Annotated in this window: 16 protein-coding genes; 12 read left to right on the top strand and 4 right to left on the bottom strand. The window is 72.2% G+C overall.

The annotated features are described in order from the left end of the window. The first annotated feature begins 67 nt into the window (after positions 1-67). Positions 68-751 (top strand): ribulose-phosphate 3-epimerase, encoded by a 684-nt coding sequence (rpe, locus tag ACFUNE_RS19195; RefSeq protein ID WP_383568951.1) that lies wholly within the window; start codon positions 68-70, stop codon positions 749-751. Between the two features lie 139 nt (positions 752-890). After that, positions 891-1,877, top strand: a complete 987-nt coding sequence (locus ACFUNE_RS19190) for a sugar-binding transcriptional regulator (RefSeq protein WP_383569486.1) — start codon at positions 891-893, stop codon at positions 1,875-1,877. A 74-nt stretch (positions 1,878-1,951) separates the two neighbouring features. On the opposite strand, the gene ACFUNE_RS19185 is transcribed toward ACFUNE_RS19190, so the two are convergent. After that, on the bottom strand, positions 1,952-3,115 hold the full coding sequence (locus tag ACFUNE_RS19185; protein ID WP_383568948.1) for a terpene cyclase: 1,164 nt from the start codon (positions 3,113-3,115) through the stop codon (positions 1,952-1,954). A gap of 294 nt (positions 3,116-3,409) precedes the next feature. Here ACFUNE_RS19185 and ACFUNE_RS19180 point away from each other — a divergent pair, with 294 nt between their 5' ends. From ACFUNE_RS19180 to ACFUNE_RS19160, 5 genes are all read left to right on the top strand, one after another. Continuing rightward, positions 3,410-4,876, top strand: a complete 1,467-nt coding sequence (locus ACFUNE_RS19180) for a GuaB1 family IMP dehydrogenase-related protein (protein ID WP_383568945.1) — start codon at positions 3,410-3,412, stop codon at positions 4,874-4,876. 204 nt (positions 4,877-5,080) lie between these two features. Then, a complete protein-coding gene (locus ACFUNE_RS19175) occupies positions 5,081-6,541 on the top strand; it encodes an aldehyde dehydrogenase family protein (protein ID WP_383568942.1) in 1,461 nt (486 codons plus the stop codon). Positions 6,542-6,652: 111 nt separating this feature from the next. Beyond that, positions 6,653-7,108 (top strand): Lrp/AsnC family transcriptional regulator, encoded by a 456-nt coding sequence (locus ACFUNE_RS19170; RefSeq protein ID WP_383568939.1) that lies wholly within the window; start codon positions 6,653-6,655, stop codon positions 7,106-7,108. A gap of 267 nt (positions 7,109-7,375) precedes the next feature. After that, positions 7,376-8,173 (top strand): carbon-nitrogen hydrolase family protein, encoded by a 798-nt coding sequence (locus ACFUNE_RS19165; protein WP_383568936.1) that lies wholly within the window; start codon positions 7,376-7,378, stop codon positions 8,171-8,173. A 55-nt stretch (positions 8,174-8,228) separates the two neighbouring features. Continuing rightward, complete coding sequence (locus tag ACFUNE_RS19160; protein WP_383568933.1) at positions 8,229-9,935, top strand: flavin monoamine oxidase family protein; 1,707 nt, start codon at positions 8,229-8,231, stop codon at positions 9,933-9,935. 53 nt (positions 9,936-9,988) lie between these two features. Here the strand turns inward: ACFUNE_RS19160 and ACFUNE_RS19155 are convergent, their stop codons facing one another. Continuing rightward, positions 9,989-10,699, bottom strand: a complete 711-nt coding sequence (locus tag ACFUNE_RS19155) for a DUF5995 family protein (RefSeq protein WP_383568930.1) — start codon at positions 10,697-10,699, stop codon at positions 9,989-9,991. 97 nt (positions 10,700-10,796) lie between these two features. Here ACFUNE_RS19155 and ACFUNE_RS19150 point away from each other — a divergent pair, with 97 nt between their 5' ends. Beyond that, positions 10,797-11,975 (top strand): glycoside hydrolase family 6 protein, encoded by a 1,179-nt coding sequence (locus ACFUNE_RS19150; protein ID WP_383568928.1) that lies wholly within the window; start codon positions 10,797-10,799, stop codon positions 11,973-11,975. 194 nt (positions 11,976-12,169) lie between these two features. Here the strand turns inward: ACFUNE_RS19150 and ACFUNE_RS19145 are convergent, their stop codons facing one another. Beyond that, the gene (locus tag ACFUNE_RS19145) at positions 12,170-13,516 is read right to left on the bottom strand and encodes a hydrolytic protein (protein WP_383568926.1); all 1,347 of its coding nucleotides are present in this window, start codon (positions 13,514-13,516) and stop codon (positions 12,170-12,172) included. Between the two features lie 287 nt (positions 13,517-13,803). Between ACFUNE_RS19145 and ACFUNE_RS19140 the strand changes: the two genes are divergently transcribed. The 4 genes from ACFUNE_RS19140 (at position 13,804) to ACFUNE_RS19125 (ending at position 20,676) form a co-directional block, all read left to right on the top strand. Then, a complete protein-coding gene (locus ACFUNE_RS19140) occupies positions 13,804-14,493 on the top strand; it encodes a LuxR C-terminal-related transcriptional regulator (RefSeq protein ID WP_383568922.1) in 690 nt (229 codons plus the stop codon). A 194-nt stretch (positions 14,494-14,687) separates the two neighbouring features. Then, positions 14,688-17,861, top strand: coding sequence for a hypothetical protein (locus tag ACFUNE_RS19135; RefSeq protein WP_383568919.1), 3,174 nt, complete (start codon positions 14,688-14,690; stop codon positions 17,859-17,861). Continuing rightward, a complete protein-coding gene (locus ACFUNE_RS19130) occupies positions 17,858-18,571 on the top strand; it encodes a DUF4255 domain-containing protein (RefSeq protein WP_383568916.1) in 714 nt (237 codons plus the stop codon). The genes ACFUNE_RS19135 and ACFUNE_RS19130 overlap by 4 nt, the downstream gene beginning before the upstream one ends. Further along, positions 18,568-20,676, top strand: a complete 2,109-nt coding sequence (locus ACFUNE_RS19125) for an AAA family ATPase (RefSeq protein ID WP_383568913.1) — start codon at positions 18,568-18,570, stop codon at positions 20,674-20,676. The genes ACFUNE_RS19130 and ACFUNE_RS19125 overlap by 4 nt, the downstream gene beginning before the upstream one ends. 68 nt (positions 20,677-20,744) lie before the next feature. On the opposite strand, the gene ACFUNE_RS19120 is transcribed toward ACFUNE_RS19125, so the two are convergent. Then, positions 20,745-22,772, bottom strand: a complete 2,028-nt coding sequence (locus ACFUNE_RS19120; protein ID WP_383568910.1) for a DUF4157 domain-containing protein — start codon at positions 22,770-22,772, stop codon at positions 20,745-20,747. Positions 22,773-22,980: the final 208 nt, after the last annotated feature.

Genomic DNA, 22,980 nt, shown 5'->3' with positions numbered 1-22,980 from the left:
TGATCCCGTGAGGCTTTGAGGCACACCGAGGCGGGGAAGTGGCGCGGAGCATGGCAGGCTTGGGTGCATGGCCCAGATCAACCCCAGCATCCTGTCCGCCGACTTCGCCCGTCTCGCCGAGGAGGCGAAGGCCGTGGAAGGCGCCGACTGGCTCCATGTCGATGTCATGGACAACCATTTCGTGCCCAACCTGACGCTGGGCGTGCCCATCGTGGAGGCGCTGAGCAGGGCCACGGACACCCCGCTGGACTGCCATCTCATGATCGAGGACGCGGACCGCTGGGCGCCGCAGTACGTCGAGGCGGGTGCGGGCTCGGTCACCTTCCACGCGGAGGCCGCGGCCGCCCCCGTGCGGCTGGCCCGGGAGATCAGGGCCAAGGGCGCCCGAGCCTCCATGGCCCTGAAGCCTGCGACGCCGATCGAGCCGTATGAGGACCTCCTCCCCGAGCTCGACATGCTGCTGATCATGACGGTGGAGCCGGGTTTCGGCGGTCAGGCGTTCCTGGACATCATGCTGCCGAAGATCCGCCGCACCCGTGAGCTGATCTCGAAGCACGGCCTAGAGCTGTGGCTCCAGGTCGACGGCGGTGTCTCCGCCACCACCATCGAGCGGTGCGCCGAAGCCGGCGCCGACGTCTTCGTCGCAGGCTCGGCGGTCTACGGGGCCCAGGACCCCGCCGAGGCGGTGCGGGCGCTCCGTGCGCAGGCCGACACGGTCACGGCCTCTGCGCCCTGGGCATGTGGCCACTGAACCAAGCTCAGACGAACGCGGCCCGTCGGGCCTGATCAAGGATCGCCGGATCTGACAGGATGAACGGCGTATCGAGCGTGTGAACAGCAGTGAGGAGATCGCGGTGTCTGGCATCTCGGCGGGTCGGTCAGCCATGCGGATGGGACCCGCGGAGCTGGTCCAGGCGGCGGCCATGGCCCGCCGGTTCTACCTCGAGGGAAAGTCGAAGATCCAGATCGCCGAGGAGTTCGGCGTCAGCCGCTTCAAGGTGGCCCGGGTCCTGGAGACGGCCCTCGAGCGTGATCTCGTACGGATCGAGATCCGGGTACCGGCGGAGCTGGACGCGGAGCGCTCCGACGCGCTCCGCGCGCGGTACGGCCTGCGGCATGCCGTCGTGGTCGAGTCCCCGGCGGAGGAGCAGGACGACGCCGCCGATCCGGAGAACCTCGGTGAGGTGGCGGCCGACCTGCTCGGCGAGCTGGTGAACGAGGGCGATGTGCTGGGGCTGGCATGGGGCCGCTCCACCATCCACATGGCGGCGGCCCTCGACCGGCTGCCCCCGTGCACGGTCGTCCAGCTGACCGGCGTCTACGACGCGGGTACGGCCGAGCGCGGCTCGGTCGAGGCGGTCCGCCGTGCCGCGCAGGTGTCCGGCGGCGAGGCGCACCCCATCTACGCGCCGATGCTGCTGCCCGACCCGGCGACGGCGGCGGCGCTGCGCCACCAGACGGGTATCGCCCGCGCCTTCGAGTACTTCGACAAGGTCACGGTCGCCGCGGTCTCCATCGGATCCTGGGAGCCCGGGATCTCCACGGTCTACGACATGCTCTCGGACGACGAGCGGAACCACTACGCCTCACTCGGTGTGGCGGCGGAGATGTCCGCCCACCTCTTCGACGCGAACGGGCGACGGGTCGGCCGGGACCTCGGCGAGCGGTGCATCACCGTGGAGGCCGACAGGCTGCGCCGGATCCCCGAGGTCGTGGCCATCGCGGGCGGCCAGCGCAAGGCCGCGGCGATCGGCGCGGTGCTGCGCTCGGGGCTGGTCACCAGCCTCGTGACGGACACGGCCGCGGCCGACTTCCTCCTGACGGAGTCCGCCGCCGGCCAGCGGCCCGCCCTGGAGCGGGCCGACCCCGACAACTGACACCGGGACGACCGGCACCGGTCATGACGGAGGCCGGGCACCTGCGCAGGTGCCCGGCCTCCGTCATGACCGGCTCAGCGAAGGCCGCGGCCCGCGCCCAGCCACGCGTCGCCGGCGTCCAGCCGTGCGTCACCCGCGTCCAGCCGCGCGTGGTCAGGGCCGTCCTGCCGTGCGCGGTCCGGGGCCGGGCGCGCCTCGCCGGTGTCCGGCTGTGCGGGCTCCGCGCCCACGCCGAGGACGGACTCCTCCAGATACGCCCCGGGCTCGGCGTACTGGCTGACGTCCGCCGGGTTGTAGCGGGGCGTCTGCCGCGACCAGTCCAGATTCCCGCGCATCCAGCTCCGCATCCCGTCGAGATACGGCACGAGCAGACCGGCCAGCTCCGGGTGCAGGTCGAGCAGCTCGGCCTCGGCGGTGAGGAAGCGCCTCGTCTCGGTGGCTATCTCCGCGCACACGTGCTCGAGCGCCTCCCGCTTCCCGTAGCCGCGGTGGTGGCGGACCAGGTGCACGAGGTTGTGGATCTCGCCCAGCACCTGCTCCTTCTCGTAGGAGTAGACGTCGTTGGCCCAGCACACGACGTTGCAGGACGCCTCCAGCGCGGTGATGAACCGGGCGTCGTTGTGGACCGACTCGGGCGCCCCCGTGCCGGTCACGATCTCTATCAGGTCCATGCATACGTGGATCGCCCCGGTGTGCCGGCGCCTGGCGATGTACGTCTCCTCGGGCGGCACGACACCGGCGGCGCGGTTTCCCGCCTCCCAGGTGGTGGCGGTCGTCAGATACGTCATGAGGTGCCAGGTGAAGCGGGCGCGCCAGTGCGGGGCGGCCTGCGGAGTCGTACGTTCCCACAGGTCCGCCAGGGCGACGAGCGCGGCGGGGGCCTCCTCGCCCGGCAGGGGGCCGGGAGCGGTGCCCTCGACCACGGCGCGCATGCGCTCCACCACGTCGCGTACACGGTCGGGGCTGCGGCCCAGGTGCCCGTCGTCGAGCTGGTCGTCGACGAGGAAGAGCCAGACGAACCAGTCGGCGACCAGATCGAGGTGCTCGCTGTCCGCCGTCGGGTACACCATGCCCACGAAGGCGCCGAAGTCGGCCTGTTCGAAGCGCCGCCGGGCGGATTCGCGGTGGACCAGGCCGGTGCGCCGTGTCCAGGCGTCGAGGTGCTCACGGGTGTGGTCCACATGCGGATTGCTCCGCTGGGGGAAAGGGCAGTAGATGTCGGGCAGTTCGCTCTCCACAGGCGGATCCCCATCCTCTCCGGCCATACGCGCGACAGGTGTTCCGGGCTCGTGGACGGCATGGTGCCCACCGCCGAGACCTGCGGGTTTGAAGCTACCTGAGCCCCCGTCACCCGGTCCAGGGATCGTGATCACGAAGGATCGAATCGTGTTCGGGTAGGGTCCATGGGTAAGGCAGGTTTCCACTTGCCCCGCCCCCCGGCGGCCTCCTTGGAGGAACTGACGAACGTGGGGGCGCATCGTTGTGTCTTCGTGGAAACGACCTGCACCGTTTCGTATGAAAAAATGGGTGTTATGCGTTTTCTTGAGCCCGGTACCGGTCGCTACACGACCTCCCCCTCGGTCCCCTACGACCTCACGTACGACGATGTCTTCATGGTCCCCGGCCGCTCCGCGGTCGGATCCCGGCAGGCCGTGGACCTCTCCTCGCCGGACGGCAGCGGTACCACCATTCCGCTCGTCGTCGCGAACATGACGGCGATCGCGGGCCGCCGGATGGCCGAGACGATCGCCCGGCGCGGCGGTCTGGTCGTGATTCCCCAGGACATTCCGATCGAGGTCGTCACCGAGGTCATCAGCTGGGTCAAGAAGCGCCACCTCGTCCTCGACACTCCGATCGTGCTGGCCCCCGGCCAGACGGTCGCCGACGCGCTGTCCCTGCTGCACAAGCGGGCCCACGGCGCGGGCGTGGTCGTGGACGCGGAGAACCGGCCCGTCGGCGTCGTCACCGACCACGACCTGACCGGTGTGGACCGCTTCACCCAGCTGTCCGAGGTCATGTCCAAGGACCTGGTCGTGCTCGACGCGGACATCGACCCGCGCGAGGCCTTCAACAAGCTCGACGGCGCCAACCGCAAGCTCGCTCCGGCGGTCGACGCGGACGGCCGGCTCGTCGGCATCCTGACCCGCAAGGCCGCGCTGCGCGCGACGCTCTACACTCCCGCGACGGACGCGGACGGCAGGCTGCGGATCGCGGCGGCCGTCGGCATCAACGGCGATGTGGCGGGCAAGGCCAAGCAACTCCTGGACGCGGGTGCCGACGTGCTCGTCGTGGACACCGCCCACGGTCACCAGGAATCCATGATCAGCGCGGTGCGGGCCGTCCGGGCGCTCGACCCGCGGGTCCCGATCGTCGCGGGCAACATCGTCGCCGCCGAGGGCGTGCGCGACCTCATCGAGGCGGGCGCCGACATCATCAAGGTCGGTGTGGGTCCCGGCGCGATGTGCACCACCCGGATGATGACCGGCGTCGGCAGGCCGCAGTTCTCCGCCGTGCTGGAGTGCGCCGCCGAGGCGAAGAAGCACGGCAAGCACGTCTGGGCCGACGGCGGCGTCCGGCACCCGCGCGACGTGGCGATGGCGCTGGCCGCGGGCGCGTCCAACGTCATGATCGGTTCCTGGTTCGCCGGCACGTACGAGTCGCCCGGCGACCTCCAGCAGTCCGCCGACGGGCGCTACTACAAGGAGTCGTTCGGGATGGCGTCGGCGCGCGCCGTCAAGAACCGCACGTCCGAGGAGTCCGCCTACGACCGCGCCCGCAAGGGGCTGTTCGAGGAGGGCATCTCCACCTCCCGGATGTTCCTCGACCCCACCCGCCCCGGGGTGGAGGACCTGATCGACTCGATCATCGCCGGTGTCCGCTCCTCCTGCACCTACGCGGGCGCGTCCTCGCTCGAGGAGTTCGCCGAGAAGGCGGTCGTGGGTGTGCAGAGCGCCGCCGGGTACGCGGAGGGCAAGCCGCTCCACGCCAGCTGGAGCTGATGCCGCGGAGGCCGGTGCGGCCTCGTCGCAGGTGCCCCTTCCGGGTGTTCACACCGGGAGGGGCACTTCCGTGCGCGCCCACCGGACGCCCGGTCCGGCACCCCGCCCACACCCGTGAGCACTCCCGTCACCCCTTCAACTTGGTTGAAGGATAAGTAATATGAGCCGCAATCAGCTGCCCGCCCCTCTGCGGTAAGGGACCTCATGCCTTCCTTCTTCACCGACCTGGCCCAGCAGTACATCGACGGCGAGTGGAGGCCGGGGAAGGGGTCCTGGGACATCATCGACTTCAACCCGTACAGCGGGGAGAAGCTCGCCTCGATCACCGTGGCGACGTCGGGCGAGGTCGACCAGGCCTACCGGGCCGCCGAGCGGGCCCAGCCCGGATGGGCGGACACGAACCCGTACGCCCGGCGGACGGTGCTGGAGAAGGCCCTGCGTGTCGTCGAGGAGCGCGAGGCCGAGATCGGTGAGGCGATCGTCGCGGAGCTCGGCGGGACCCGCCTCAAGGCGGGGTTCGAGCTGCACCTCGCCAAGGAGTTCCTGCGCGAGGCCATCCAGCTCACGCTGCGGTCCACCGGGCAGATACTTCCCTCGCCCACCGAGGGCAAGGAGAACCGCGTCTACCGGCTGCCCGTCGGCGTCGTGGGCGTCATCAGCCCCTTCAACTTCCCCTTCCTGCTGTCGCTCAAGTCGGTCGCGCCCGCGCTGGCCCTCGGCAACGCCGTGGTCCTCAAGCCGCACCAGTCCACCCCGGTCTGCGGCGGCACCCTGATCGCCAAACTGTTCGAGGAGGCGGGGCTGCCCGCCGGGCTGCTGAACGTCGTGGTCACCGACATCGCCGAGATCGGTGACAGCCTGCTGGAGCACCCCGTCCCGCAGGTCATCTCCTTCACCGGCTCGGACACGATCGGCCGCCACGTCGCGACGGTCTGCGCGGCCCACCTCAAGCGCGCGGTGCTCGAACTGGGCGGCAACAGCGCACTGATCGTCCTGGACGACGCCGATGTGGACTACGCCGTCGACGCGGCGGTCTTCAGCCGCTACATCCACCAGGGCCAAGTCTGCATGGCGGCGAACCGCATCCTGGTGGACCGGTCGGTGGAGCAGGAGTTCACCGAGAAGTTCGTCGCCAAGGTCGCCTCCCTGCGCGTCGGCGATCCGGCCGACCCCGCGACACACATCGGCCCGCTGATCAGCTCCTCGCAGGCCGACGCGGTGTCCAAGCTCGTCGACGAGACCGTGGAGGCGGGCGCCACGGCGCTGCTGCACGGGCGGGCCGACGGCAACCTGGTGAGCCCGTCCGTACTGACCGGCCTCGCCGCGGATTCCCCGGTCCTCCAGCAGGAGATCTTCGGCCCGGTGGCCCTGCTCGTCCCCTTCGACGGTGAGGACGAGGCCGTCCGGATCGCCAACGACACCCCGTACGGGCTGAGCGGGGCGGTCCACACCGGCAACATCGAGCGCGGTGTGCGGGTGGGGCAGCGGATCCGCACCGGAATGGTCCACATCAACGACGGCACCGTCCACGACGAGCCGATCGTGCCCTTCGGCGGGGAGAAGAACTCGGGACTGGGCCGGCTGAACGGCGAGTCGATGCTCGAGGCGTTCACCACGCAGAAGTGGATCTCGGTCCAGCACGGGCGCTCGCAGTTCCCCTTCTGACCCGCCGCCCCCTGCGGCGGGCGCGTCCCTCGCGACGCGCCCGTGGTCTACTTCGGGGGCGGCCCGCGCCGCCCCCGAACCCCTCCGCCGCAGAGAAGTGACCCACCCGACGTGCGCCTGAACGACCTCGACGAACGCATCGTCCACGCCCTCGCCGAAGACGCCCGCCGCTCCTACGCGGACATCGGCGCGCTCATCGGCCTCTCCGCGCCCGCGGTGAAACGCCGTGTGGACCGGCTGCGCGCGGATGGCGCCATCACGGGCTTCACCGTGCGGGTCGACCCGGCGGCGCTCGGCTGGGAGACCGAGGGGTTCATCGAGATCTACTGCAGCCGCAACACCGCCCCGGAGGCGATCAAGCGGGGCCTCTCCGCCTATCCCGAGATCGCGGCCGCGTCCACGGTGACGGGTGACGCCGACGCGGTCGTGCAGGTCTTCGCCGCCGACATGCGGCACTTCGAGCAGGTGCTGGAGCGGATCGCCGGCGAGCCGTACGTCGAGCGGACCAAGTCGGTCCTCGTCCTCTCCCCGCTGCTGCGGCGGTACTCGTCGGGTCCGCCGGCCTGACGGGCGCACGTCACCGGCGCCCGGGCCCGCCCGGTGCGTGGCGCGGCAGGGCGCCCGGCCCGCCCGGTGCCTGGCGGGCGCGTGCCGGGGAGACCGAAATCACTCGCCTGACCTGCGAAGACGCCCCACGCAACGAATCGCCGCAAGTGCCGCTCACCACGCAACGGATCGACGGTGTACGCGCAACATTCGCGTCTTGTCGGCCGTGATCCCCGCGCCGTACCTTCGATACGTCTCCCACCCCGCCCGTCCCGCCCGAGGTCAGCCATGCCGCCGTTGCGTACCGCCCTGCTCCAGAGCTCCGGACGGACCGGATCCGTGGACGCCAACCTCGCCACGCTCGACGAGGCCGCCGCGCGCGCCGCCGCCGCGGGTGCCCGGCTGCTGGTCTGCCCCGAGCTGTTCCTCACCGGATACGCCATCGGCGACGCCGTCCCCGCGCTCGCCGAGCCCGCAGACGGGCCCGCCGCGCAAGCCGTCGCCGAGATCTGCGTACGCCACGGCCTGGCCGTCCACTACGGCTACCCGGAGCGGTCCGGGGACGCCGTCTTCAACGCCGCGCAGCTCATCGGCCCCGGTGGCACGGCGCTCGCCAACTACCGCAAGACCCATCTCTTCGGCGGCTTCGAGGAGGAATGGTTCACCCCCGGCGACCGGCCCGTGGTGCAGGCCGAGCTGGACGGCGTACGGGTGGGGCTGCTCATCTGCTACGACGTCGAGTTCCCCGAGAACGTGCGCGCGCACGCCCTGGCCGGGACCGAGCTCCTGCTGGTCCCGACCGCGCTGATGCACCCGTTCCCGTTCGTCGCCGAAGCCGTCGTGCCGGTCCGCGCCTTCGAGAGCCAGCTGTACATCGCGTACGTCAACAGGGCGGGCAAGGAGGGCGAGTTCGACTTCACCGGGCTGAGCTGCCTGGCCGGCCCCGACGGTACCGTCCGCGCCCGCGCCGGGCGCGGCGAGGAGCTGCTCGTCGGTGAGGTCGACCCCGGTCTGCTCGCCGCGTCGCGTGCGGCCAACCCGTATCTCGAGGACCGCGTCCCGGGCCTGTACGGCTCCCTGGCCTGAGCAGCACCCGCCCGCCCCTGTCCCGCGCTTCCCCCGCAAGAGGAGTCCCAGCCCCATGACGTCCACGGTGCCCAACGCCGTCCAGCACACCGACGCGCAGCCGCCGATCACCATGTTCGGGCCGGACTTCCCCTATGCCTACGACGACTTCCTGGCCCACCCGGCCGGTATCGGGCAGATACCGGCCACCGAGCACGGCGCCGAGGTCGCCGTCATCGGCGGAGGGCTCTCCGGCATCATCACCGCCTACGAGCTGATGAAGATGGGCCTGAAGCCCGTCGTCTACGAGGCGGACCGGATCGGCGGCCGGCTGCGCACCGTGGGCTTCGACGGCTGCGACCCGGCGCTCACCGCCGAGATGGGCGCCATGCGCTTCCCGCCGTCGTCCACGGCGCTCCAGCACTACATCGACCTGGTGGGCCTGGAGACCAAGGAGTTCCCCAACCCGCTCTCCCCGGCCACCCCGTCGACCGTCGTCGACCTCAAGGGCGAGTCCCACTACGCCCGGACCATCGACGACCTGCCGCCGGTGTACCGCGAGGTGATGGACGCCTGGAACTCCTGCCTGGAGGAGGGCGCCGACTTCTCCGACATGAACCGCGCGATGCGCGAGCGCGACGTGCCCCGCATCCGCGAGATCTGGGCGAAGCTCGTCGAGAAGCTCGACGACCAGACCTTCTACGGCTTCCTCTGCGGTTCCGACGCCTTCGCCTCCTTCCGCCACCGCGAGATCTTCGGGCAGGTCGGCTTCGGCACCGGGGGCTGGGACACCGACTTCCCCAACTCGATCCTGGAGATCCTCCGCGTCGTCTACACCGAGGCCGACGACCACCACCGGGGGATCGTCGGCGGCAGCCAGCAGCTGCCGCTGCGCCTGTGGGACCGCGAACCGCAGAAGATCACGCACTGGCCGCTCGGCACGTCGCTGGCCTCCCTGCACGACGGCGAGCCGCGCACCGCGGTGACCCGGCTCGACCGCACCGCCGGGAACCGCATCACCGTCACCGACGCCACCGGTGACATCCGCACCTACCGGGCCGCGGTCTTCACCGGCCAGTCCTGGCTGCTGCTCTCCAAGATCGCCTGCGACGACGCGCTCTTCCCGATCGACCACTGGACGGCGATGGAGCGCACCCACTACATGGAGTCGTCCAAGCTGTTCGTGCCGGTCGACCGGCCGTTCTGGCTCGACGAGGCCGTCGACGGCCAGGGCAACCCCACCGGCCGGGACACGATGTCCATGACGCTCACGGACCGGATGACCCGGGGGACGTACCTCCTGGACGACGGGCCCGACAAGCCGGCCGTCATCTGCCTCTCCTACACCTGGTGCGACGACAGCCTGAAGTGGCTGCCGCTCTCACCGAAGGAGCGGATGGACGTCATGCTCAAGTCGCTCGGTGAGATCTATCCGGGCGTGGACATCCGCAAGCACGTCATCGGCAACCCGGTCACCGTCTCCTGGGAGAACGAGCCGTACTTCATGGGCGCGTTCAAGGCCAACCTGCCGGGCCACTACCGCTACCAGCGACGGCTGTTCACCCACTTCATGCAGGACCGGCTGCCCGCCGACAAGAGGGGCCTGTTCCTCGCCGGTGACGACATCTCCTGGACGGCGGGGTGGGCCGAGGGCGCCGTACAGACCGCGCTGAACGCCGTGTGGGGCGTGATGGCGCAGTTCGGCGGCTCCACCGACTCGGTTAACCCCGGACCGGGCGACGTCTTCGACACCATCGCGCCGGTCGAGCTCCCGGAGGGCTGAGAGGACGGCCGAGGGGCCGGGGCACCGCGCAGCCGGGGGACGGGCGAAGCGTTTCAGCGGCACGGTGTGAGCAGGAAACGCCCCACCAGCCCGGCCCCGGCGTCCATCCGCGCCCTGAACTCCTCGGCCAGCGTCGGCACTCCGCGCAGCCGCCACAGCATCCGGGCCGCCGACCACGACGCCTCGCGGGCCCTCTCCAGACTCCAGGCCCCCGCCAGATGGGTGAGCGGATCGGCGACCTCCAGCAGATCGGGACCCGGCATCAGATCTTCGCGGATCTGCTCCTCCAGCAGGACGAGGAGGTCACCCACCCGCTCGAAGTCCTCCTCCAGGTCCGCCGGAGCGCAGTCGAGGGTACGGCAGGTGTCCACGACGGCCAGCGCGAGATCGTGTCCGATGTGCGCGTTGATACCGGCCAGGGCGAACTGCAGGGGGCGTACGCCGGGATGGCGCCGGAACTGGAACAGAGGGCGCCAGCAGGCGGGCGGACAGCCGCCCGAGACGGCCGTGTCGACCGCGCTCAGGTAGTGCCCGGCGAACCGTACGTCCAGCGCGGACACGGCCTCCGAGCTCGGGAACGCACCGTCCGTGATGTGCCGGCCGAGGGCCTCGGTGACCGTCAGGTAGACCTGGTTGAAGACCGCCACACCGTCCCCAGGCGGCCAGCCGGAGCGGAACGCACGCATCCGCTCGATCACCGCGCCGACATCGGTCACCGTGCCGGCCGCGCCGGCCGGACTTGCGAACTGCTCGATCCGGTCCATGCGGGCAGCGTCCCAGTCATAGGCTCGCCACGGCGCCGACCGGCCGGAGACTTCATCGGAACGGACGAACACCGGGCGCCGGGGGAGGGGACGCGGGGTGTCGGGCGTACGTGACGGAGACAGGACCGGGGTGTGGCGACGCACGCGCGACGCACGCCGCCACACCATGGCCGCGCTGGCGTCGGCCGTCGTGGCCGCCGGTGCGGCGACGGGCGTGATGACCGCCGCCGGTGACGACGGGCGCACGACAGCCCGCCCGGACACGAGCGCCTCCCCGGTCCTCCAACCGCTGCCCGCCGTGCCCACCCGCTCCGTCTCCCCCTCGGCGTCCGTGACGCCCTCGCCGTCCCCGAAGCCCTCCCGGACGGCGCGCAGGACCCCGGCCCCCGCCACGTCGTCCGAGCGGCCCGCGCCGAGCGCCGCGCGGCCCACCGCGCTCTACCGCCACCCGCAGTCCCAGGTCCTGGACTGGGTCGGCGCGCACCGGGACGATCCGCGCCGCCCGCTGATCGAGTCCAGGATCGCGGCCGTCTGGTTCCCCGCCTACAACCCCGGGGCCGTGACCGGCCAGGTCAGGAGTGTGACGGCCGCCGCCGAAGCCGTCGGCCGTACGCCCGTGCTCGTGCCCTACGCGATACCCGACCGGGACTGCGGCGGGGCCTCCGAGGGTGGAGCCCCCGGCCTGGACGCGTACGACGCCTGGATGGAGGACTTCGCCGCGGGCCTCGGCGGCGGACCGGTCATCGTGATCCTCGAACCGGACGCGATCGCCCTGTCGGACTGCCTCACGGCCGGTCGACGGGCCGACCGCTTCGCCTCGCTGGCCCGGGCGGGCCGCACCCTGCACGCGGCGAACCCGCGGGCCAGGGTCTACTTCGACGGTGGGCACTCCGGCTGGCACGCCGCCGCGAAACAGGCTGCGCTGCTCCGGGAGGCGGGGGCCGCCGCCGACGGCGACGGCGTCTTCACCAACGTGTCCAACTTTCACAGCACGGCCGACGAGACCGCGTACGCCCGCGGCGTGCTCGCGGCGCTCGGGGGTCCGCCCGGCCTGGGCGCCGTCGTCGACACCAGTCGCAACGGCAACGGTGCGCCGGCGGCGGGGGAGTGGTGCGACCCCTCGGGCCGCGCGCTCGGCAGGGCCCCGACGACGGACACGGGTCTGACCGGGATCGACGCGTACCTCTGGGTGAAGCTGCCAGGGGAGTCGGACGGCTGCAAGGGCTCCGCCGGCTCCTTCACCCCGGACTACGCCTACGAGCTGGCCTCGGGCTGAGCGCCCGCCGGGCACCCGCGTCCGGGGCGACGCGGGCACCCGCCGCGCGTCGCACCGCCATCGACAGCGGTGTGACGTATGTGACCGGATGCCAATTTTCGGACCAGAGTTGTTGTTTTCTGGACTGAATCACTGGCCGTTCTTTACAGGGCAGTCGGCGCCGATCGAAAATGATCGGAAGGCTGACGTCCGTTTCACTGCTCGGTGCGGGTGAGTACCCCGCTCACGTTCACCACCTCGTGGCAACCCTGCGCCCTGCGACCGGTGGCCGGGGTGCCCGGCTTGGCACAGGTCACGTCGATGGTCACGGTGTCGTTCGCGGGGATCTTGATGGGGGTGACCCAGTGATAGTCCTGGTTGCGGAAGGTCTCCAGAGCGATCGTGGTGATCTTCCGGTCGCCGAAGCTGATCGTCATCACTCCTTCGTCACCCTGGAAGTTTGCGACAACGATGTCCGTGACACCGAAGACGCTCTTCTCGGGCACCTTGTAGGTACCGGAGTCGCTCTGCCCGCCGGAGGTCTCCAGGTCGATGGTCGCCGAACTCTGCTGACCGCCCTCGGCCGAGGTGTCGCCCCCTCCTGGGCCCTGACCCTGACCCTGACCCTGACCCTGCCCCTGGCCCGAGCCCGGACCGGTGGGCGAGGAGCTCGCGCCGCCGGAACCGCCCCCCGGTGTCTCCCCCTCGCCGCCGGGCTCCCCCGGGGGCGTGGGGCGAGGCTGGACCACCTGGTTGGCCGCCTCCTTCGCAGCGCTGCGCACCGCCGGGCGGACCAGCGCGAACCAGGCGAGCAGCAGTGCGAGCAGCACGGCGAGCACGGCGAGCAGCCACTTCGGGAAGATCGGTATCTGGACGAACTCCGCGTCGACCGGCGGCCGGCCGGCGCTCTCGTCCGCCCGGGCCTCGTCCTGGTCACCGGTCTCGGTGGTGGTCAGCGTGAACGGCCACACCGCCGGAGGGCCGAACCAGACGGGCTTGCCCGTCCGCACCCGCAGCCCGACCTCGACCGACTCACCGGGCTCCAGCTTCGGCCCGGCCGGACGGAAGACGAACGCCAGCTCTTCGCCCGCCTGGCCGGGAGTGAAGCCCGCCTGCACCGGGGTGTTGCCCTCGTTGCGTACCGCCAGCCGGTAGCGGCCGCGCAGCCAGCCTCGGCGACGGCGTGGCTGCAGCTCGGTGCGAAGTTCGTGGAACTCCTCGACGTGCACCGTCGTTTCGGGAACCCGCACCGCGTCAGGATGCTCGGTCGGCAGGACCCGCACCGCGAGGGGCATCTCGCCGGCCCGGATCTCCGGGGAGCGCGGCGGATCCAGACGGATCGTCACCGTCTCGGAGGTGCCGGGGTAGAGGGAGACCCGTGCGGGTTCCACGGTGGTCCAGGACGCACAGTCCCCGACGACCTCAAGGCTGTAGGCCTCGACGATGTCGCTGTCGTTGCGGATGGTCAGACTGGTCGTGGCGGTGCCGCCCGGGGTCACTGTCACGACCGGGATGTCGAGTCCGGGCGCACCGGGGCCGGAAGAGGCTGGAGAAGGCGTCACACCACCACGGTAGAGACGCCCGCACGGGTGCGCCGAGGGGTGCGAGGGCAGCACCCGGGCAGTCGTGATGCCCGCGAGGCCACCGCCAACCCGCTTGTTGAGACAGGTGGTTGATGTCACCCGACGGCTCCCGCGCGCCGCCTTCCGGTGTTCGTCCCGCCACAGCGATCCTCTCCCACGAATCCCCGAATCCCCGAATCCCCGAATCCCCGAATCCCCGAATCCCCGAATCCACGAACCCACGAACAGGTACCCCCATGTCCCGCGCAGAGGAGAACACCCCGGCCATGTCTCCCTCCCCAACCCACGTGCCTGCCGCCGGTTCCGGGCACCGGGTCCCGCCCACCGGATCGCAGGAGCGGGTGACCGTGGCCGTCTACACCGCCGATCCGATCCTTCGCGTCGGCGTCGTTCAGCAGTTACGCCAGCGCCCCGAGATCGACCTGCTGTCCGAGACCGACGCTGAGGGCGCCCAGGTGTCACTGGTGGTCGTGGACCACGTCGAGGACGACGTGATCGCCTTGTTGCACCGGCTGAGGCTCAACTCCGCCACCCGCGTAGGCCTCGTGGTCGGCACCCTCGGCTCCGGCGCACTGCAACGCGTCATCGAGTGCGGTGTCCCGGCGGTGCTGCGGCGCGCCGAGGCCGACCAGAACCGGCTCGTCCACCTGGTCCTCGCGACGGCCAACGGTGAGGGGGTGCTTCCGGGCGACCTGCTCGGCAAGCTGCTCTCCCACGTCGGCGGTCTCCAGCGCTCGGCGCTGGACCCGCAGGGCCTGTCCCTGTCCACGCTGACCACACGGGAGGCGGACATGCTGCGGCTGGTGTCGGAAGGGCTGGACACCGCCGAGATAGCCCGCAAGACCGCGTACTCCGAACGGACCGTGAAGAACGTCCTGCACGAGATCATCAACCGCCTCCAACTGCGCAACCGGGCCCATGCGGTGGGCTACGCCCTGCGGAACGGGCTCATCTGACGCCGGGCCGGGTACACCGGTGCTGCCCGAAAGCACACCGCACGCTTCCCCGGAGTACGGCCCCGCCGCCCTGCCGCGGCGTGCGAGGCCGTCGCAGGGTGGCAGGGGCACATCCACGTGCCGCACCGGACCGCGAGGGGGACTCCATGGGAACCGCTGGCCGAGGCGGGCGGTACCGCCCCGGGAGACTCGGCATGTCGTTGCTGCTGCTGATCCCGCTGCTCGGGGTGACGGCGGCCTCCGGGCCCGGTGACGCCGGGCCCGCGCCACGGGCCGCGGCGGCGGACACCGCGGACACCCGGATCGCGTACGCCGGCACCCGGCACCGCAGCCTCGGCACCGTGGCCTCCACGACCTCCAGCACCCCGCTGTTCGGCGAGGGCCCGGCCCACCAGGACGTCCAGCCGTCCGCCCTCGGCGACCGGATGGTCTTCGCGAGCCTGCGCGACGAGGCGACCCCCCAGATCTACCTCCGGTCCGCCGACGGCTCCGTACTGCGGCTGACCAGCGGCATGGACGCCGCGCACCCCAGGCTGACCCCGGACGGCGCCTCCGTGGTGTTCGACGCGGCCGAGTCCGGCGGTCCGGGTGGCGGGACGCAGCGCGACCTGTGGCAGGTGCGCACCGACGGAACCGGTCTGACCCGGCTGACCGGCACCCCCGCGAACGAGGAGGGCCCGACCGTCTCGCCCGACGGCCGACGGCTGGCGTACGCGAGCGACGGCGATGCGGCGGCCGGGGAGCAGATCTTCGTACGGCCCCTGAACGGCGGCGCCGCCGTCCGCGTCACGTCCCCCGCGAACGGGACGGCCGGCGAACCGGCGTGGAACCCCGTGAACGACGACGAGAACCGGGACTGGATCGCGTACACCGCCACGACCACCGTCGACGGGCAGAGCGTGCCCCGGCTGCGGGTGACGAACGCGAACGGCACCGGTGACGAGCCGCTGCTCGGGGGCGATCGGGCACAGTGGCGTGCCCACGGGGCAGCATGGCTGCCCGACGGGGACCAGGTGCTGTTCCTGAGCCCCGAGATCACGTGTGAGTGCGAGGGCGACTGGGACCACGTGTTCAGGGCGACCGCCCACGACGCCGGCCAGGTCCCCCCGCTGGTGCTGGACGAGGACCGGGCGATCTCCTCGGTCACCTGGTCCGGTTCGCTCGACGGCGGCGGCGCGGTGGTCGAGCGCACCTCGGCGCCGTCCCCTGACGGGCCGGACTCCGAGAGGAAGCACTCCGGCGCGCACGTGGTGACGCTCCAGGACATCCGGACGGACGGGTCCGACCCCCGCGATCTGGGGGTGCCGGTCCTCAATGAGGATCCGGCGGCCGACACCAACACCGACCCTGCCAAGGACCCGCTGTTCGAGCCCGCGGCCGACTACGACCCGTGGACCGAGCGGCAGAACTACACCCCCGACGGCCGCCGGATCGTGGTAACCCGTTTCGAGGACGGTGACCAAGGCCGGATCGAGCGGATCTGGACGGCGGAGGCCGACGGGACGAACCCCCGGCCGATGGAGCTCAAGGACCGTGGCGCGACGGACCGGGACACCGACCCGACGTTCTCTCCGGACGGCAGGTCCCTCGCCTTCACCCGGACGTCACCCGGCGGCGCCGGCCCCTCCAGCCAGATCCTCGTCGCGGACGCGGCCACCGGTGCGATCACCGGGCGGATCACCCCGCCGGCCGGGCAGCAGACGGGCGGTGACGCCCAGCCCACGTGGTCCTCCGACGGCACCGCCCTCGCATTCACCCGCAACGCGGTGATCGACGGCAACGGCGGCAACAAGCACATCTGGACCGTGCCCGTGAACGACCTCGACGAGCAGCATGACCTGAGTGAGGAGAACTGCCCCGGCGCCTGCGAGGTCATCGACGACAGCCCGGCGTTCTCGCCGGACGGCACCACCCTCGCCTTCAACCGCAAGAGCGGCGGCGGCCAGGTCGACCAGGGCGGTGGCATCCTGCTCGTATCCCTCACGGGCGACGACTGCCGGGTGCTGGCGCCCGCCTCCGTCCTCGACCTGCCCGGGGCCTGCGGCCGGCAGCTGCCGGACCCCCCGGTCACCGGCCCGTTCCAGCCGCGCGACGCCGCGTGGACGGCCGACGGCGAGAGCCTGGTGATCAGCTCGCGGGCCGGGGCGGCGGTCAACAGCCCGGAGGAGCTCGGCCTGTTGGACGTCGAGACCGGCGACCTCACCTCGCTCACCGGCGCGCTCCCCGGCCGGCAGAAGGAGCCGAGTGTCCAGCAGTCCGTGAACCTCGCCGTCGACGCACCCGGCACCACCCCCGAGGTCACGGTCGGCACGGACACCACCGTCCGGATCGGTCTGGTGAACAACGGCCCCGCCGCCTCCCCGGGCACCACCCTGACCATCGCCCCGCCGCCCGGCATACAGATCACCGAGGTGACCCACCCCGGCGGCACCTGCGCCGCCGCCGCCCTCCTGTGCGACGTCGGCGTGGTGAGGCCCGGCACCACCGTCACGGTGGACGTCACCCTCACCGGCCTCACCGCAGGTGACCAGCCCGTCGACTGGCTGGTCACCGGCACGGTCATCGATCCGGAGCCCAGCGACAACGCCGGCCGGACCGTGGTCCCGGTGGGCGAGGCGCCGCCGCCCACCCCGAGCCCGTCGCCGACCCCGACACCACCGCCGCCGAGCCCGGACCCGCCGGCCCCGACGCCCACCGTGCCCGCCGAGCCGCCCGCGCCCGACGCCGGGCCCGGCGTGCGGGTCAGCGCCCAGCCCAACCCGGGCTACGTCGGCGGACGCGTCGTGGTGACCTACACCGTCCGCAACGGCCGCAACGCGCTCGCGACCGGGCTGCGGCTGCGCATCGGCCTGCCCCGGGGCATCCCGGACAACGGCCGGCCGCAGGGCTGCGACCGCTCCTGGGTGTGCGCGCTGCCTGACCTGAGGCCGGGCGCGAGTACTGTCGTACGGATCGTCCTCAGCCCGGACAGGGCGCTGACCGGCCGTGTCACGGGTGAGCTCACCACGACCGGAACCGACGCCGACAGGAGCGACAACACCGCACGGCAGCGGCTGCGCATCCTCCAGCCGCGCATCGTCGCGGTGCCCGACATCGGCAAGCCCGGCTTCGTCACCTCCGTACGCGGCAAGGACTTCCCGCCGGGAGCGCCGGTGCGGTTCAGCTGGAAGCCGGGGATCACCGCGGCGGCGGCGCCGACCGTTCCACTGCCGGACGGCACCTTCATCGGCCAGCTGCTCATCCTCGCCAAGGACCGGACGGGACCGCGCGTCATCACCGCCAAGGGCCGTGGGTTCTCGCCGGTGACGACCGACTTCCTGGTGGTCAGCGGCACCTTCCAGCCGCCGGGCGAGGTGACCCGCCGGTGATCCACGAGGTCGACGAGGGCCTGCGCCGGCTGATCGGCGAGTCCGGCCTGGAGGCGTCGGGCGTCGAGGTGGCCTTCGACGCCCCCACCCGGGACTGGGCGGCGCGCCGCAGCGCCCCCACCGTCTGTGTCTTCCTCTACGACATCCGGGAGGACGCCACCCGGCGAGGCAGCGGCGCCGGCGAGGTCTACGACGCCGACGGGCATCTGGTGGCGCGGCGCACCCCGCCGCGCTGGTTCGAGCTGACGTACCTGGTCACGGCGTGGACGAGCCGCCCACAGGACGAACACCGGCTTCTCTCGCAGGTGCTGGCGACCGTGATCGGAGTAGACACCCTGCCCGCGCGTCTGCTCACCGGCACGCTCGCCGCTCTCGGTCTGACAGTGGGACTGGACGCCGGCGGGGTCGGACCCGACGCTCCGGCCGCCGCCGACGTGTGGTCGGCGCTCGGCGGCGAGCTCAAGGCGTCCCTCCAGGTCCGGGTGCGGGCGCCGCTCGCCGGTGTGGCCACGGAGACCGCGCCGCCGGTCACCGAAGGTCTCGTCGTGCGCACCGCCACCAGGAGCGAGAGCGGCGCGCAGGCGATGCCGGGCCGCCGCCTGCGCTACACGGAGACCACCGACCCGGGCCCGGGCGGCGGCCTCGCCGGCCCGCGCGAACGAGGCCCCGCACCCGCCCGTCGCCGCCGCAGAGGGGACCGCCAGCCGTGACGCACACCGTAGGGCCCGACGTCGTCGCCGGACCCGTGTCCGTCGACGTGGAACCCCTCTGGGACCGGCTCCGGCTCGTCGAGGAACGGGTGCGGCACGCCGTCGCCCTCCGGCGCGCCGCCGACCCCGACCCCGACGACCCGTACCGCGGCCAGTACCTCACTCCGGACGCGGTCGCCCGCATCCTGGACGAGCCCGGCGGACTCGGCGTACCCGCCCACGAGCCGTGGCAGCCCGTGGCCGGTTCCGTACTCGGCGGACTCGCCCGGCACTTCGGCCTGTCCTCGCTGGACCTGGACCTGCTGCTGGTGGCTCTGGCACCGGACCTCGACGCACGGTTCGAGCGGCTCTACGGCTTCCTCAACGACGACCTCACCCGCCGCCGGCCCACCGTCGGGCTCGCTCTGGAGCTGTGCGGGCTGCCCGGGGCGGCGTCCGCCCGCTTCCGGCTCGCTCCCGGTGCGCCGCTCGTCGCGGGCGGCCTGGTGGAGGTCACGGAGCCCGAACGGCCTCCGCTGTCACGCGTGTTGACCGTGCCCGACCGGGTGACCGGACATCTGCTGGGCAGCGCCCGGCCCGATGCCCGGCTCGCCGGAGTGCTCGGCGCCGCGTGGGAGGACCCTACCGCTGAGGAAGCGGACGTCCTGCGGACGGCGGCCGCGGCAGGCACCGGCGTCGGGCTCGTCCATCTGCGCACCCGGGGAGGCGACGCGGCGGGGCTGGCCACCGCGGCCCTGCACGCGGCCGGGCTGCCCCCGCTCGTCCTGGACGCGGTGGCGCTCGCCCGGCGCGCGGGCGACGTACCGGAACTCGCCCGGGTCGCCGCCCTCGAAGCCCGCCTCACCGGTGCCGGAGTCGTCCTCGGCCCTCTGGAGGCGCTCCCCGGCGAACCCACCGAACGCGCCCGCACACTCGGGGCGTTGTGCACGGCGCTGCGGGGGATTCCCCTGATCACGCACGGCACGGTCGGCTGGGCACCGGAGTGGGCGGCCCACACACCCGTCGAGCTGACCGTCGCGGCGCCTTCGCCCGAACGGCAGGCCGCGCGCTGGCGGCACGCCCTCGAACGGGCCTCCGCCGACCCCGACTCCGGTGGAGGCTTCGGGATCGGTGACGCCGACAAGCTCGCCGAGGCGGTCGCCGCGCATCGCCTGGACTCCGGGCAGTTGCGCCGTGCCGCCGACGTGGCGGTACGCACGGCCGCCCTCGCGGGCCGCCCGGTCGGCCCCGACGACCTGCGCAGCGCCGTACGCGCCCAGAACGGCGCGGGGCTCGACCGGCTCGCCCGCCGGGTGGAGCCGGACGTCGGCTGGGACGACTTGGTGCTGCCGCCGGCCACCCACCGGCGGCTGCGCGAACTGGCACTGCGGGCCCGCCACCGTGAGCAGGTGCTCGGGCAGTGGGGGATGCGGCCCGGCGGCGGCCGGGGGCGCGGTGTGATCGCGCTGTTCGCCGGCGAGTCGGGCACCGGCAAGACCATGTCCGCGGAGGTCGTCGCCACCGACCTGGGCATGGACCTGTACGTGGTGGACCTGTCCACGGTCGTGGACAAGTACATCGGGGAGACCGAGAAGAACCTGGAGCGGATCTTCACCGAGGCGTCCGCGGTCAACGCGGTGCTGCTCTTCGACGAGGCCGACGCGATCTTCGGCAAGCGCTCGGCGGTGAAGGACGCGCACGACCGGCACGCCAACATCGAGTCGGCGTACCTGCTCCAGCGCATGGAGTCGTTCGACGGGATCGCGGTCCTGACCACCAATCTGCGGGCCAACCTCGACGAGGCGTTCACCCGGCGACTCGACGTGGTGGCCGACTTCCCGGTGCCCGACCCCGGCCAGCGCCTCGCTCTGTGGGAGCGCTGCCTGGGCGTCCGGCTGCCCCGCGCCGACGACCTGGACCTCGCCTTCTGCGCCGACCGCTTCGAACTCGCCGGCGGTTCCATCCGCGCCTGCGCGGTCACCGCCGCCTACCTCGCTGCGGAGGCCGGCGGCCCGCTCACCATGCGGCAGCTGGTGACGGCGGTCGCGCAGGAGTACCGGAAACTGGGGCGGCTGGTGCTGGAGGGCGAGTTCGGGACGTATCTGGCGGAGGCCGCCCGGGCGTGAGAGCAGAGGGTCGGGCCGCCGTGCCCGGCCCGCCCACCGGTCCTGGGGAGCCCTGCGGCCCGAGACCGTTACTCCTGGAGATCCCTGATCAGCTGGTTCCTGGCGGCGGCGCTGCCATCGGGCTGGTTGAGCGGATGGCCCGCGGAGCGTTCCTCGACCACCACGTGAGGGACCCCGTTGTCGACGGTGACCGGTACACGGTTGCTGGCACGCGGGTGGAAGTGCCGAAGGTCACCGGTGGATGCGCCGGCCGCGTCCAGCACGGGGGAGGAGTGGTCGTTCTCCGTCCCCTTCTTCCGCACCCCCAGTTGCTGCCTTCCCGCGGCCAGCCGCGTGCGCAGGGCCGTGAGCAGATCGTCGACGTCGACGCTGACGCCCTTGGCCGCCACCGCACCGCCCTTCCGGGCGGCCTCCGTGGCCCCGCGGTTCAGCGTCGTCTGCGCGGCGCCCTCCCCCAGCCACGCGAGCAGACCGGCCGCTTCGTCGTCGGTGAGAACGGCCATCGCGACATCCTGCGGGCTCACCTTCAGCATCACATGGAAACGCTGCTTGTCCACATCCCGCTCCGCGCCCTTCGTGATGCGGTGCAGGGCGTACATCGCTTCCTGGAAAACGACCTGTGTGAGCAGGGAGATGACGTTGGGGCTGCCCGCCACCCGCTCGTCGGTGATGCTGTTGGCCGTCGCGCGAGCCGCCTCGAACAGCTGCTTCGCGGTCTTCTCGTGGAAAAGTCCGGCGAAGTCGCCCCTGGCACCGCCCGCCGGCTGTCCGGCCGGCGCCGAGACACTCCCGCCCCGGCCGCGACCGCGCCCGGCCGGGGCGGCGCCCCGCCCGCGTCCGGCGAGCGACCCACCCCGGCCACGGGCCGTCGGCGCATCGGCCGGCGCCGGGGCGGCCCCCACCTTGGAGTAGGGGAGGGAGATGTTGGTCTGGATGTTCTGGTTGATCGTGCCCGCCTGCTTGGTCTTCACCTTTCGGCCCGCGGCCTTCGTCTTCAGCGCGTACCGCGCATCGGCCCCGCCGACGGACCTGTTGTAGGCGGTGATGACGGCCTCCAGCGGGACCGACTTTCCGGCCACCTTCTTGAACTGGTCGAGGAGACTGCGCCGAGCCGCCAGATGAGCGTCCTGTACGTACTCCTCGCGCGGCAACGGCCCGTAGATCAGCTCGATGCTCGGCACCCCGCGGTCCATCCCCTCGACCTCCAGCTTGATCACCGGCAGACCCAGCTCCTTCGCGTCGGACTCGGCCAGCACGTCGCCGTTCTTGAGGGTGCCGACGGCCTTGCCCTTGCTCTTGGAACCGGTGGCCTGAGTCTCAGGGAAGACCTCTTCGAGCGGGACGGTGATCTCGATCTCCAGCCCCACCCGCTTCGCGTCGTCGATCTGCTGGGGCTGCGGCCGGCCGTCCGCCGGGACCGAGGTGTCCTCCTCCTCGGCCTCGCCCGTCACCATGCGCTGGACCGCGCCCTCATGCGCGTGTCCCGTCGAATGCGCGGACTCCTCCTCCCGCTGGACCGGCGCCGGACCCGACAGCACCCGTCGGGCGTTGGCCTCCGCAGCCTGCTCGAAGCGGTCGGACGGATCGGAGAGCCGCAGGCCAGAGCCCTGGTCGGTGCCGGACACCGGACCCTGGCGCTGCTGGACGACATGGGTGAGCTCATGGGCGAGGGTGTGCTTGTCGCCGCCACCGGCGCCGAGGACGACATGACTGCCGGAGGTGTAGGCGCGTGCCCCGATGGCGCGGGCCGAGCGTGAGGCGCCGGCCCCGGTGTGCAGCCGTACGTCGGAGAAGTCGGTGCCGAAGCGGGACTCCATGTCCTGGCGCACCCGCGAGGGGAGGGGTTTGCCGGAGGAATGCAGGACCTCGTCCACTCCGTGGTCCTGCTCGACGACGGGTGCGGGGCGGGCGCGGCGGGCGATCATCGCGGTCACCGCGGCGTTGCCCGCGCCGCGCTGGGCCGCGCGGAGAGCATCCGCGGTGAGGGGCGGCGGTACGTCCGGGGTGCCGGAGGTCTCCTGAGTCTCCTGGCGGGCGGGGCCGCGCGTGGTCTGCCGGTCCTCGTGCTGCTCGGCGTGCGCCCCGGTCGTCCGCAACGTGTTGCCCCCTCGTCGGCGCAGTACTCCTGCGACCTCCCAGTCGAGCGCCTGGCAGAGCGGCGCGTCCAGGCCCGTACGGGCAGATCGGGGGCACGTCCAGGTGGCGGCCGGACGGTTCCCACGGGCAGCGAAAGGCAGCGGTCCTGCCCCTGGCCAGGTCCCCGCGTCCCTGCCGTCCCACCGGCCCTGCGCGCAGACTCGACCT

Origin of the sequence: Streptomyces sp. NPDC057287 (genome assembly GCF_042667905.1) — a bacterium.
Taxonomy (GTDB): Bacteria; Actinomycetota; Actinomycetes; order Streptomycetales; family Streptomycetaceae; genus Streptomyces.
The sequence above is the reverse complement of the archived record's forward strand: the minus strand, read 5'-3'. Positions and strand labels throughout refer to the sequence as shown.